General features: G+C 73.2%; 12 protein-coding genes and 1 riboswitch. Of the genes, 8 read left to right on the top strand and 4 right to left on the bottom strand.

Annotated elements, in window-relative coordinates; translation table 11 throughout:
• Positions 1-138 precede the first annotated feature (138 nt).
• The gene (trpD, locus tag DEJ43_RS08935; protein WP_015033009.1) at positions 139-1,203 is read left to right on the top strand and encodes an anthranilate phosphoribosyltransferase; all 1,065 of its coding nucleotides are present in this window, start codon (positions 139-141) and stop codon (positions 1,201-1,203) included.
• An 89-nt stretch (positions 1,204-1,292) separates the two neighbouring features.
• Positions 1,293-1,409: riboswitch (SAM riboswitch) on the top strand.
• A 244-nt stretch (positions 1,410-1,653) separates the two neighbouring features.
• The gene (locus DEJ43_RS08930) at positions 1,654-3,075 is read left to right on the top strand and encodes an aminotransferase class V-fold PLP-dependent enzyme (protein WP_015033008.1); all 1,422 of its coding nucleotides are present in this window, start codon (positions 1,654-1,656) and stop codon (positions 3,073-3,075) included.
• Positions 3,076-3,145: 70 nt separating this feature from the next.
• Here the strand turns inward: DEJ43_RS08930 and DEJ43_RS08925 are convergent, their stop codons facing one another.
• Complete coding sequence (locus DEJ43_RS08925) at positions 3,146-3,427, bottom strand: Lrp/AsnC family transcriptional regulator (RefSeq protein ID WP_015033007.1); 282 nt, start codon at positions 3,425-3,427, stop codon at positions 3,146-3,148.
• Positions 3,424-4,167 (bottom strand): rhomboid family intramembrane serine protease, encoded by a 744-nt coding sequence (locus tag DEJ43_RS08920; RefSeq protein WP_015033006.1) that lies wholly within the window; start codon positions 4,165-4,167, stop codon positions 3,424-3,426. Before DEJ43_RS08920 ends, DEJ43_RS08925 begins: the two co-directional genes overlap by 4 nt.
• Positions 4,168-4,324: 157 nt before the next feature.
• Here DEJ43_RS08920 and DEJ43_RS08915 point away from each other — a divergent pair, with 157 nt between their 5' ends.
• The 5 genes from DEJ43_RS08915 (at position 4,325) to DEJ43_RS08895 (ending at position 9,751) form a co-directional block, all read left to right on the top strand.
• A complete protein-coding gene (locus tag DEJ43_RS08915) occupies positions 4,325-4,567 on the top strand; it encodes a hypothetical protein (RefSeq protein WP_015033005.1) in 243 nt (80 codons plus the stop codon).
• 33 nt (positions 4,568-4,600) lie between these two features.
• Positions 4,601-5,965: an NYN domain-containing protein gene (locus tag DEJ43_RS08910; protein WP_015033004.1), complete on the top strand. Its 1,365-nt coding sequence runs from the start codon at positions 4,601-4,603 to the stop codon at positions 5,963-5,965.
• Positions 5,966-6,223: 258 nt separating this feature from the next.
• On the top strand, positions 6,224-7,273 hold the full coding sequence (locus DEJ43_RS08905; protein ID WP_015033003.1) for a C40 family peptidase: 1,050 nt from the start codon (positions 6,224-6,226) through the stop codon (positions 7,271-7,273).
• Positions 7,274-7,465: 192 nt separating this feature from the next.
• Positions 7,466-8,476 (top strand): C40 family peptidase, encoded by a 1,011-nt coding sequence (locus DEJ43_RS08900; protein WP_015033002.1) that lies wholly within the window; start codon positions 7,466-7,468, stop codon positions 8,474-8,476.
• A 48-nt stretch (positions 8,477-8,524) separates the two neighbouring features.
• Positions 8,525-9,751: a hypothetical protein gene (locus tag DEJ43_RS08895; RefSeq protein WP_015033001.1), complete on the top strand. Its 1,227-nt coding sequence runs from the start codon at positions 8,525-8,527 to the stop codon at positions 9,749-9,751.
• Here the strand turns inward: DEJ43_RS08895 and DEJ43_RS08890 are convergent.
• Positions 9,748-10,278, bottom strand: coding sequence for a PadR family transcriptional regulator (locus tag DEJ43_RS08890; RefSeq protein WP_015033000.1), 531 nt, complete (start codon positions 10,276-10,278; stop codon positions 9,748-9,750). The genes DEJ43_RS08895 and DEJ43_RS08890 overlap by 4 nt on opposite strands.
• Positions 10,279-10,390: 112 nt before the next feature.
• Here DEJ43_RS08890 and DEJ43_RS08885 point away from each other — a divergent pair, with 112 nt between their 5' ends.
• A complete protein-coding gene (locus tag DEJ43_RS08885) occupies positions 10,391-11,719 on the top strand; it encodes an MATE family efflux transporter (RefSeq protein ID WP_015032999.1) in 1,329 nt (442 codons plus the stop codon).
• On the opposite strand, the gene DEJ43_RS08880 is transcribed toward DEJ43_RS08885, so the two are convergent.
• A complete protein-coding gene (locus DEJ43_RS08880; protein WP_015032998.1) occupies positions 11,680-12,954 on the bottom strand; it encodes a glycosyltransferase family 87 protein in 1,275 nt (424 codons plus the stop codon). The genes DEJ43_RS08885 and DEJ43_RS08880 overlap by 40 nt on opposite strands.
• Positions 12,955-12,969: the final 15 nt, after the last annotated feature.

Here is a 12,969-nt window from a genome sequence, read left to right as displayed (position 1 = left end):
TTCCTGACGGAAAGTCGCCACGGCAGGAGCCCCGTCCATTCGCTGGACGGGGCTCTTTGCCGTCCCTGGGGGTCGATAGGGTGAGACTGCTATCTGTTGCGTGCGCAACAGATAGAAGCGACCGACTGAGGAGCTGCCATGAGCGCTGTGACCCCCGCTGGAGGACCTACGTCGGCGGGCCGCTCCTGGCCCGTCGTCCTGGACGGTCTGCTGTCCGGCCGCGACCAGAGCGCGGAGGACACCGCCTGGGCCATGGACCGGATCCTGCGCGGCGAGGCCACCGACGCCCAGATCGCCGGCTTCGTCGTGGCGCTGCGCGCCAAGGGCGAGACCGTCGAGGAGATCACCGGCCTGGTCCGGACGATGTACGCCCACGCCAACACGATCGAGGTGCCCGGCGCCACCGTCGACATCGTCGGCACCGGCGGCGACGGCGCCAAGACCGTCAACATCTCCACCATGTCGGCGATCGTCGTGGCCGGCACCGGCGCCAAGGTCGTCAAGCACGGCAACCGGGCGGCCTCCTCCGCCTCCGGCGCCTCCGACGTCCTGGAGAAGCTCGGCGTCAACCTCGACCTGACCCCGAAGCGGGTCGTCGAGGTCGCCGAGGAGGCCGGGATCACCTTCTGCTTCGCCGTGAAGTTCCACCCGGCGCTGCGCCATGTGGCGATGGCCCGCAAGGAGCTCGGCATCCGGACCGTCTTCAACTTCCTCGGCCCGCTGACCAATCCGGCCCGCGTCCGGTCCCAGGCGACCGGAGTCGCCGACGCCCGGGTGGCCCCCATCGTCGCCGGGGTGCTCGCCGAGCGCGGCTCGTCCGCGCTCGTCTTCCGCGGCGACGACGGTCTCGACGAACTGACCACCACCGCCACCTCGCGGGTCTGGGTGGTCCGGGACGGCGCGGTGCGCGAGGAGGCCTTCGACCCCCGGGACGTGGGCATCGACCTGGTCCCCGTGGAGGCGCTGCGCGGCGCGGACGCCTCGTACAACGCCGACGTGGCCCGCCGGCTGCTCGCGGGGGAGACCGGTCCGGTACGGGACGCGGTGCTGCTCAACTCGGCGGCGGCGCTCACCGCGCTGGCGCCGGGCGAGGGCTCCCTGGTGGAGCAGATCCGGACCGGCATGGCGAAGGCGGCCGAGGCGATCGACTCCGGTGCGGCCCGCCAGGCCCTGGAGCGGTGGATCGCCGCCAGCAACGCCTGACCCCGCGCGGGTCCGACGGGACACGACCCCGGTCCAGTATGCGGACCGGGGTCTTGCGCTTCGTCGATCATGTGGCAGGATGCTTCCCAGGTCACGAGTGACAGCGTTTTGGCCCCGGCTTGCTGTCCGGCAACCCTCCGTCCGTGGCGGGGTGCCCCGGGTGATGACCAGGCCGTAGGCAGCGAGGTCTACGGCAAGCGCGGACCCCTCGAACACCAGGGGTCCTGGTCTCTCGAGGAGCGTTTTCCGTGAGCAAGCGAATGCGATAGGGCGAATACGCCCCTTCTTCACCCTCGGATCACCGGATCAGGGTCGCTTCCGCGCACCCCGTGTGCCCCTTTCGTTCCCCGTGCACCCGTGTCTTCCGAGGCATCACCCGTACTCCGCCGTGTCCGGCCGCGTACGGGATCACCGAAGCCGTTTCCGCACCGCCCGCCGGGAGATACCGCCATGTCCGCACGCCCTGACGCCGCCGCCACCGCCACCGTCGAGACCGCCGCCACCGCCACCCGCGTCGAGACGGAGTCCGCCGACCCCTGCTGCGCCGCCCCGCTGCCCGTCCTCGGCCGGGACGTCACCGTCCCGCTCGTCACCGGCGGCGAGGTGACCTACGCGGCGCTCGACTACGCGGCCAGCGCGCCGGCCCTCCAGCGGGTGTGGGACGACGTCGCCGCGTACGCCCCCTACTACGGCAGCGTCCACCGCGGCGCCGGCTACCTCTCCCAGCTCTCCACCGACCTCTTCGAGAACAGCCGGGTCACCGTCGCCGAGTTCCTCGACTGCCGCCCCGGCGACCAGGTCGTCTTCACCCGCTCCACCACCGACTCGCTCAACCTGCTCGCCGCCACCCTCCCGGCGGACTGCCAGGTCTTCGTCTTCGAGACCGAGCACCACGCCTCGCTGCTGCCCTGGCGGGACGCCCGCGTCAGCTACCTCAACGCGCCGCGCACCCCGGAGCAGGCCGTCGCCACCCTGGAGCGGGCCCTCGCCGACCGTGACCCTTACGGCCCCGCCCTGGTCTGCGTCACCGGCGCCTCCAACGTCACCGGTGAGCTGTGGCCCGTGAAGGAGCTCGCCGCCGCCGCGCACGCCCACGGCGCCCGGATCGTGCTCGACGCCGCCCAGCTCGCGCCGCACCACCCGGTCTCCGTCCAGGACCTCGACGTGGACTGGATCGCCTTCTCCGGGCACAAGCTGTACGCGCCCTTCGGCTCCGGCGTCCTCGCCGGCCGCGCCGACTGGCTCCAGGACTCCGAGCCCTACCTCGCGGGCGGCGGCGCCTCCCGCAAGGTGGCCCGCCGGGCCGACGGTGGTGTGGACGTGGAGTGGCACACCACCGCGGCCCGGCACGAGGCCGGTTCGCCCAACGTCATCGGCGTCTACTCCATCGCCTCCGCCTGCAAGGCGCTCACCGAGGCGGGCTTCGACTCCCTCGTCGAGCGCGAGCAGCACCTGATCGCCAAGGTCCGCGCGGGTCTCGCGGAGGTGCCCGAGGTCAGGGTGCTCTCGCTGTTCGGCGACGACGCCCCCCGCGTCGGCGTCATCTCCTTCGTCGTGGAGGGCTGGAACAGCTCCCACTTCGCCGCCGCGCTCTCCGCCGAGTACGGCATCGGCGTCCGCGACGGCCTCTTCTGCGCCCACCCGCTGGTCCGCACGCTGCTCGGCAGCGACCCGCAGGACCCGGGCGAGTGCGGCGCCCCCGAGGCGGCCCCGGGGGAGAGGTCCCTCAACGCCATCCGGGTGAGCTTCGGCGCGGGGACGCCGGACGAGCACGTGGAGCGGTTCGTCGGCGCCGTGAAGGAGCTCGTCCGCGACGGCGCGCAGTGGAAGTACCGTACCGAGGACGGCCGCTGCGTCCCCGACCGCGGCTGACCGCTCACTCGTACGGGTGAAGGGGGCCTCCCGAGCGGGAGGCCCCCTTCACCTGCGCCGTGAATGAGTCTCAGGACTCCAGACCGATGGCGAAGGCCGCCTCCAGGTCGTGCTGCGAGTACGTACGGAAGGCGACGTGGGTGTCCGTGGCCTCGACGCCCGGGATCTTGCTGATGCTGCCGGGGATCACGTCCGCCAGGTCGTCGTGGCGGGGCACGCGGACCATGGCGATGAGGTCGTAGGTGCCGGTCACCGAGAAGACCTCGCTGACGCTGTCGAGCCCGGCGATCGACTCGGCGATCTCGGGGATGCGGTCCACGCTGGTCTTGATGAGCACGATCGCGGTGATCACGGCTGGCTTTCTCCCTCGGTCGCCGCGGTTTGGGCTTTCACTCTATCCCCACCCCGGTGGCGCGCCCAGGCGTAGAGGAAGCCGACGGAGAAGCCCACCACATGGGCCAGATAGGCGACCCCGGGGCCCGCGCCCGCCGCCCGCGCCGCCAGCCACTGCAGCACGAACCAGAAGATCAGCACGATCCAGGCGGGGAAGCGCAGCGGCAGGAAGAAGAGGAAGGGGAAGAGACTGGTGACCCGGGAGCGCGGGAAGAGGAAGAGAAAGGCCCCGAGCACCCCGGAGATCGCCCCGGACGCCCCGACCAGGGTCTGCTCGCTGCTCGCGTACGCCACCGCGTAGCCGAGCAGCGCGAGGTACCCCGCGCCCAGGTAGAAGAGGGCGAACTCGACGGGACCCATGCGCTCCTCGGCCATCGCCCCGAAGACGTACAGGAACAGCATGTTTCCCAGCAGGTGGAGCCAGCTGCCGTGGACGAACAGCGCGGTGAGCGGGGTGAGCAGGGCGCCGGGGACGCCGCTCATCAGATCGGCCGGGACGACCCCCCAGCGGCGGAAGTACGCGCCCTGCGCCGCGAGGAGCTGGTCCCCCGTGCCGTACGCCGGGTTGAGACCGGACACCGGGCCGATCACGAAGAGCAGACAGCAGGCGGCGATCAGCCCGTACGTCACCGTGGGTCCGCGGCGGACGCCGCGCAAGGCGCCCAGGACGGCGCGGACCGCGCCTCGCCAGTCGATCATGGACAGATCATGGCGTACCGGGGCCGAACTGGACAGAGTGCCTCGCCGTGCCCCCGGATACCGGCGAGGCCGTAGGGTAACGGGCAGTACGACCGCAGTTCGACGGCGCACCGCGGCTCCCGCACCTGGTACACGCAACAGGAAGAAGGACGGCTCGATGACGACGGTTCCCCTGCCGACCGCCGAGACCCGCTGGCGCTGCACGCTCTGCGGCAACCTGACCCGCTTCGACGTGACCCGCTCCTCCAAGGTCGTGGAGTACGTCCATCTGGACCTCGCCGGGGAGCCGACGGTCGAGGAGCGGCAGGTGGTCAGTGAGACCATCGAGTCGGTCCGCTGCCGCTGGTGCAACGCGGTGGACCAGATCGAACTGGTGGACAGGCCGGGCGCCGCCTCCTGAGGGACGGCGCGGAAGACATAGGGGTGACGGATCGTGGAGCAGCCCGCGCACGGTGGAGAGCCGGCCGGCGCGGCAGGTGACGCTGCCGAGACGCTCGACCACCCACTGCCGGAAGCCGTCCGGCGGCGGGTGGTCGCGCTGGTCGCCGACGCCTTCGGCGGGCTGACCGTCGCGGAGCTGCCCGCGCCCCTGAGGCAGTACGCCCGGTTCACCGCGAGCCGGCGGGCCAAGTTCGCCGGGAACGCGATGGCGGCGGCCCTGGAGAGCGACCCGCTCTTCCGGCAGCGGATCGGCGAACGGCTCAAGCAGGGCCAGCCCGAACTCACCGGAGCCGTCGAGACCGGCACCCCGCCCGCCGCCGCCGACCCCGTGGACGTGGCGGCGGCCGCCTATGTGCTGCGCCCGCCCGGCTGGGTCAAGCTCGTGGCCGCCGCCGGCGAGGAGGCCCAGCGGGTCGACGCCGAGCGGGCCGACGAGGCCGGCCGGCGCGAGGTCGAGCGGCTGCGCGAGGAACTGGCCGCAGCCCGGGACCGCTCCCGGAGCGAGACCGAGCAGTTGCGGCACGACCTGGAGGCGGCAAGGAAGGAAGCGGAATCGCTTCACCGCAAGCTGCGCAGCGCCCAGAGCGACGTGAAGCGCGGCGAGGCGGCGCTGCGCCGCGCCCAGGGCGAGATCGACGCCGCGAAGGCGGAGGCAGCCGCCCAGGTGTCGGCCGCCGAGAGCGAGAGCCGGCGGCTCAAGGCCCGGCTCGGCGAGGTCGAGTCGGCCCTGGAGGCGAGCCGCAGGACGGCCCGCGAGGGACGCTCGGTGGAGGACATGCGGCTGCGGCTGCTGCTCGACACCGTCCTCGACGCGGCCCAGGGGCTGCGCCGTGAACTCGCGCTGCCGCCCGTCTCGGTGCACCCGGCGGACACGGTGGACGCGGTGGAGCCGGGCCGGATGTCGCCGAAGGACATCGCGGCGCGGGCACTCTCGGAGACCGACCCGGCGCTGCTCGACCAGCTCCTCGCGCTGCCGCAGACGCATCTGGTCGTCGACGGCTACAACGTCACCAAGACCGGCTATCCCACGATGCCGTTGGAGAAGCAGCGGCTGCGGCTGCTCGGCAGCCTGTCGGCGCTCGCGGCCCGTACGGGCGCCGAGGTGACCTGTGTCTTCGACGGGGCGGAGCTGGCCGCCCCGGTGCTGCTCGCGCCGCCGCGCGGGGTGCGGGTGCTGTTCTCCAAGCCCGGGGTGACGGCGGACGAGTTGATCCGTCAGCTGGTACGGGCGGAGCCGCCGGGCCGGCCGGTCGTGGTGGTCTCCACCGACCGCGAGGTGGCCGACGGCGTGGCGAAGGCGGGCGCGCGTCCCGTGACGTCCGCCTTGTTGCTGAAGAGGCTTTCACGGCTCTCGTGACGCATCGGCAACTCCTGGGCCTTATGCCCGAATTCTGGGGGGCGCACCGTCAACTGCTCATCACTGCCCGTGCGGTGCGTGTAAATAAAGTGGTGCGTGCGCGATATTTTTGCCAGTGGGATTTGAACTGATCACAACTTGGTCACTAGGGTCGGGCTTCGAACCTTCGCGCGGTTGATCACCCATCCGGGGTGGCGGCGGAGGAACCGCCTGCCCCTCACCGGATGGGCGGCTCTGAGGAAGAAGGAGCTCGCCTTCGTGGCGTCCCACCGTCGACCCAAGCAGCCGAGCCGCATGCGTGTGACCGTACTCACCGCGACCGCGGCCGCCGCCGTAGCGCTCACCGCCCAGTCGGGCGCCCAGGCGGCCCCCGCCAAGCCCTCGATAGACGAGGTCAAGTCGAAGGTCGACAAGCTCCACCACGAGGCCGAGGAGGCCACGGAGCAGGCGAACCTGGCCGAAGAGCGCCGCGGCAAGCTGCAGAAGGAGATCGGCCAGCTCCAGGACAAGGTGGCCCGCGGTCAGCAGGAGCTCAACACCCTGCGCGACCAGATCGGTTCGGTCGCCAGCGCCCAGTACCGCTCCGGCGGCATCGACCCGGCGCTCCAGCTCTTCCTCTCCGCCGACCCGGACACCTACCTCGACAAGGCCTCCGCGGTCGACCAGCTCGGCGCCCAGCAGGCCGACGTCCTCAGCTCGATCCAGTCCAAGCAGCGGAGCCTCGCGCAGCAGCGCGCCGAGGCCACCACGAAGCTGGCCGACCTCGAGGACGTCCGCAAGACGCTCAGCGAGAAGAAGAAGAAGTACCAGGGCAAGCTGGCCGAGGCCCAGAAGCTCCTCAACACCCTCACCGCCGCCGAGAAGGCCAAGCTGGCCGAGGAGGAGCGGCAGAAGTCGCAGCGCGCCAGCCGCGCCGCCGGCGAGCGCCTGGACCTCGGCAACGAGGCCCCCGCCTCCGGCTTCGGCGCCGCCGCGCTCAGTGCCGCCGCCACCCGGGTCGGCATGCCGTACGCCTCCGGCCACGAGGGCCCCAACTCGTTCGACTGCTCCGGTCTGACGCAGTGGGCCTACGGCAAGGCCGGCGTCGACCTCACCCGCACCACCTACACCCAGCAGAACGACGGCACGAAGATCGGCCGCAGCCAGCTCAAGCCGGGCGACCTGGTCTTCTTCAACGGCCTGCAGCACGTGGGTCTCTACGCGGGCAACAACACCGTTCTGCACGCCCCGTACTCGGGCGCCTTCGTCCGCTACGAGTCGATGAACACGATGGGTTCGTTCCAGTTCGGCGTCCGCATCGCCGGCTGACCCCCGACGAGCCGCGCCGAACCGCCCAATCGGGTGGTTCACCGCGACGCGAACTGACCTGACGCCCCGCCGGTGACCTGTGATCTCCGGCGGGGCGTCACTTTGTGTGTCCGACGGCTTCGTTGGACGCGGAGTGATCAGCGGCTACTGTCTGCCGCGCCAGTCTGCGTCGAGCCGAACGGAGCGCGATTCGTGGCGTCCCACCGCCGACCCGCCAGGGTCACCGTCCTCACCGCCGCCGCGGCCACCGCGGCGGCGTCCTTCGGGGCCGTCCCCGCGAGCGCCGACCCCGGGGCCGGCCAGGCGGCCACGCGTGCCACCGTGGACCGGCTCTTCGAGGAGGCCGAGCAGGCCACGGAGGGCTACAACCGGGCGGACGAGAAGGCGGACGCGCTGCGCCGCGCGGTCTCCCTGGCCCAGGACGGGCTCGCCCGGGGCCAGGAGCGCATCAACCACATGCGGGGGGCGCTCGGTTCGGTCGCCGGCGCCCAGTACCGCTCCGGCGGCATCGACCCCGCCCTCGCCCTGCTGCTCTCCTCCGACCCGGACAGCTACCTGGAGCGCGCCTCGGCCCTCGACCGGCTCACCGCCCGGCAGGGCGTCGCCCTCGCCGAGCTCCTGCGCGAGCAGCGGCGGCTCGACCAGAAGCGGTCCGAGGCCCGGACCACCCTGGGCGAGCTGGAGCGCAGCCGGGCCGAGGTCGCCCGCCACAAGCGCACCGTGGAACGCAAGCTCGCCGAGGCCCGCCGGGCGCTCGCCGCCCTCACCGTCGAGGACCGCGCCGAGTTCGACCGGGCCTCGCGCTCCGGCGGGCGCGCGGAGGACCTGCCGCCCATGGCCGACCTCCCGGCGGGCTCCTCACGGGCCGCCGCCGCGGTGATCGCCGCCCGCAGCGCGATCGGTAAGCCGTACGTGTGGGGCGCCACCGGACCCTCCGCCTTCGACTGCTCGGGCCTGATGGTCTGGTCGTACCGGCAGGCCGGGATCAGCCTGCCCCGCACCTCCTCCGCACAGCGCCACGCGGGCCGTCAGGTGCCGCTGTCGCAGGCGCAGCCCGGGGACCTCGTCACCTACCGCGGCGACGCCAGCCACGTCGGGATCTACGCGGGCAACGGGCAGGTCATCCACGCCCCCTACCCGGGCGCGCGGGTGCGCTACGACCCGGTGAACATGATGTCGAACGTGACGGTGACCCGGGTCTGAGCCGGTCCGGTACGCCGCCGGCGCCGATCCGACCGTACGATCGGAGGCGTGTCAGGTCAGGGGTGCGGAACGCGGCGGTCGGCGACGGCCTGCGCGCTCGCCCTGCTGCTCACCCTCGTGGGTCTTGTCGGCTGCGGCGCCCAGGCCGGGCCCGTCGACACCACGACCCGGGAGATACAGACGCTCCTCGACCGGCAGTCCAGGGCGCTCCTCGACCGTGACCAGGCCGCCTACCTGGTCGGCGTGGACCCCGCGTACGCGCCGGCCGCGCTCGCCGTGTTCCGGCGGCTCGCGGCGGTGCCGGTCGACGGCTGGACGTACCGGCTCACCGGCGTCGACCGCACGGCGTCCGACCGGGTCACCGCCCGCGCCGAGCTGGGCTACCGGCTCCGGGACCACGACAAGCGGCCCGCCACCGGCGCCCGGGTCCTCGACCTGACCGAGCGGGACGGACGCTGGTACGTGGCCGGTGACCGGCCGGCCGACGGCGCCCCCCGGCACCTGTGGGAGCAGGGCGAGGTCGCGACCGTGCGGGGCGACCGTTCGCTGGTGCTCGGCGTCGGCCAGAAGCCCGAACGGCTCCGGGAGATCGCCGCGGCGGCCGACCGGGCCGTCCCCGCCGTCTCCGCCGCCTGGCCCTCCGACTGGGCCCGCGAGGTGGTCGTCCTGGTCCCCGGCTCGCTCCAGGGGATGGGGGAACTCCTCGGCGCGCCCGGGGCCTCCTACCGGGGCATCGCGGCCGTCACCACCGGGGAGACCCGGGGCGGCGCGGACGCCCCCGCGGACCGGGTGATCGTCAACCCGGAGGCGTACGGCGTCCTCGGGGACTTCGGCCGGCAGCTCGTCCTCACCCACGAGACCACGCACGTCGCCACCCGCGCCGCCACCACCCCCTCCACCCCGGTCTGGCTCTCCGAGGGCTTCGCGGACTGGGTCGCCTACCGGGACGCCGGCCGCGGCCCCGCCCAGGCCGCGCCCGAGCTGCGCCGCGCGGTGCGGGCGGGCGAGCTGCCCGCCCGGCTCCCGGAGGACGCCGACTTCGCCTTCGGCGGCGAGGCGGACGCGCTGGCCAGGGCGTACGAGGGCGGCTGGCTGGCCTGCGAGCTGATCGCCGACCGCTGGGGCGAGGGGGAGCTGCGGGACTTCTACCGGGCGGTGGGCGCGCACCCGGCCCGGGAGGGCGCGGTGGAGAAGGCGCTCCAGGAGGTGCTGGGCACCACGCCGGAGGAGTTCACCGCGGACTGGCGCGCGTACGTGGGGGAGCGGCTCGGTTAGCCGGTTCCCTCCAGTTCGGCCAGGGCCTCCGCCAGCCAGGCCTTCTCGGCCGTGCCCGTCGCGCGGGCGATCCGCAGCATGCCCTGGCGGAAGAGGTCCGGCTCCCGCTCGGCCCTGACCGGGGTCCCGTCCTCGTAGAAGAAGCTGGCCGGGGTGTTCAGGAAGTCCTGGCGGCGGCGCAGCACGGCCGCCTGGTCCGCCGGGTCGGGCAGGTGGCCGAGGAACGCGAGCAGCGTGAAGAAGCGCTGGCCGTCGGTGATCTCGGCGTCCTTGGGCGCCCGCAGCCTGGCGAGCAGCTCCCGGCGGCCCTCGGGGGTGAGCGAGAGCGTCCGGCGCGGGGCCGCGCTGGCGCCCGGCTCCGTACGGCTGTCCACCAGGCCGTTCTTCACCAGGCGGGTGATCGCCGGGTAGAGGGCGCCGTCGCTGACGGGGCGGACGTGGCCGCTGAGGCCGTGGATGCGCTCCTTCAGCTCGTACCCGTGCAGGGGCTTCTCGTACAGGAAGCCCAGGATCGACAGTTCCAGCACCGGGCGCCTCCTTCGGGCTCGTCGTCCGTGCTTGTCGTCGGAACGCTCGCCATGCTACCTCTTTTCGAGGTGCCTCTAATCGAGGTACAACGAAACGAGGGGGACCCGTCCCATGTCCGCACACCGCCGCACGCTCGTCCGGCTCGCCCGCCCGGTCTATCTCGAACTCCTCGCCGGAGTCGCCGCGGGGATCATCAATGTCGTCTGGGTCGCCCGGCTCGGCGGGGACGCCGTCGCCGCCGTCGCGGTCGCCACCAACGTCGAGAACCTGCTCCTCGGCGTCGTCCTCGTCGCCGGCTCCGGCACCACCGTGCTCGTCGCCCGGGCCCGGGGCGCGGACGACCCCGGCGCCGTCCGCGCGGCCGTCCGCGGCGGCGCCGCCCTCGGCGCCCTGCTCGTACCGCCCGTCGCCCTCGGCGGGTACCTGCTGCGCGAACCGCTCGCCGCACTGCTGCTCGGCGGCCACGACCACCCCGCCCACGCCCTGGCCGTCGCCTACTTCGCCGTCTCGCTCCCCGGCACCGCCGTCTTCTTCGCCGTCACCGTGCTCGACGGCGTCCTCAAGGGCGCCGGCGACACCCGCACCCCCATGCGGCTCGCCTTCCTCGCCAACGGGCTGATCCTCGTCCTCGACCCGCTGCTCATCCAGGCGTACGGCGTGCGGGGCGCCGCCCTCGCCACCGTCACCGGCCGGACCGTCGCCCTCGCCGCCGGACTGCTCGTCCTGCGCCGCCACCCGCTGCTCAGGGCCGCCCGCGCCGCCCGCCCCGCCGAGCGGACCACCGCCGCCCTGCGCCGTACCGCGGGCACCGGCCTGCCGATGGGCGTCGACTTCGCCGTCCGGATGGCGGGGGCCCTCGCGCTCGTCTCCGTCGTGGCCCGGCTCGGCGTCACCGAGATCGCCGCCTACGGCATCGCCACCAAGGCCATGTACGTCGCGACCATGGCCTTCTACGCCGTCCGGCAGGCCGCCGCCATCCACAGCGCGCACCTGCTCGGGGCGGGCCGCGACGAACGCCGGGCGGTCGGACGCCAGGCCCTGCTGCTCGGCGGGGCCCTCGGGGCGGGAGCGGCGGGGCTGCTGCTCGTCTGCGCGGGACCCGTCATGCGGGCCTTCGGCGCCGAACCCGCCGTGGCGGAGGCGGGCGCGCTGTTCCTGCGCTGCCTCGGCCCCTATCTGCTGCTCATGGCCGGATACATCGCGCTCGCCGGGGTCTTCGAGGGCACCGGCGGCAGCCCGTACCTGGCCCGGATCACGGTCGCGGGCGTCCTCGTCCAGCTGCCGCTCGCGTACGGCCTCTCAGGTCTCGGACTGCCCGGCGTCTGCCTGGCCATGGCCCTCGCCATGGCGGCCCAGTGCGCGGCCCTGGGCCTGCTGCGGCGCCGTGTCCACGGCGCCGGTCAGCGCGAGCCGGACAGGGCCTTCGCGCGGTCCGAGTGAGTCGCCTGCGCGGGCACCACGGCCCTGGCCCCGAGCCGGGGCTCCGTCACCGTCTGCTGCCACAGGATGCGGCAGGCGATGACCGTGGCGGCGATCAGCAGGCCGTTCCGGGTGAACAGCACCGCGATGCCCAGCGGGTCGCTCCGCGTCACGTGCGAGAACCACACCGGGAACTCGAACTGCGTCACCGCCGTCGCCCAGACGACCAGGTGCACCGGCCGCTGCATCCGGCTCGACCGGTACGCCAGGCACACCGCCGCCAGACCCACCAGCCACAGCATGTACTGCGGGGAGAGCACCCGGCTCGTCGTCGTGAACAGCAGCACGGCCACGAAAGCCGCGTCCGCCACCGTCGACGAGGTGAAGCGCCGCGCCTTGAACCGCCACAGCAGCAGCCAGCCGAAGGCGAGGAAGGTCAGCACCATCGCGGCCGTCGAGACCGTCGAGACGTACGGTCCGAGGAACTCGATCGAACCGAAGTTCATCCGCGCCTCGCCGCTCCAGCCGAAGTGCCGGGCCACGTGGAAGACCATCGCGCCCAGCGACTCGACCTCCGTGCCCCGGTCGCGCTGGAAGGAGAGGAAGGCCAGCGCGCCCGGCATCCACAGCACGCAGAACAGCAGCACCGCGGCCGCCGCGCCCACCGCGACCGGCCAGGAGCGGAAGGTCGCACGCCCCTTCGGGGTGCCCGCGAGCAGCAGCACCGGCCACACCTTCAGGACCGCGCCGAAGCCCGCGAGCGCCCCGAGGACTCGCGGCGAACGGCTCGCCGCGAGCAGCGCCGCCACCGCGACGGCGGTCACCATCACGTCGTACCGGGCGTACGTGGTCGGGCCGAACAGCGCGACACCCGCGATCCATATCCAGGCACCGCGCGGCGACCGGCCCGCCCGGCGGCCGGTGTGCAGCAGCAGCCCGAAGACGAACGCGTCACACAGGAGGGCGAGCACGAAGAAGGCGGCCGAGTAGCCGAGGAAGGGCAGCACCGCGGGGGAGAGGATCGCGAAGGCGGCGGCCGGCGGATACTGCCAGGTCACGTCGTCCAGCGGATACGTGCCCGTCCGCAGGACCTCGTACCAGCCCTGGTAGATCTCCTCGATGTCGAACGTGATGTCCGGACCCGGGATCACCACGACCTTGAAGACGCACAGCAGCAGGAGCACCCGGGTCAGGGCCCAGAGGCCGACCGGAAGCCGCAGACCTGAGCGTGACCACTTCCCCACTGCGCCCGTCATCACTGTCTCGTCCTT

Source organism: Streptomyces venezuelae ATCC 10712 (assembly GCF_008639165.1).
GTDB lineage: Bacteria > Actinomycetota > Actinomycetes > Streptomycetales > Streptomycetaceae > Streptomyces > Streptomyces venezuelae.
Note: the sequence above shows the minus strand (reverse complement) of the source record. Positions and strands in the feature narration are given on the sequence as shown.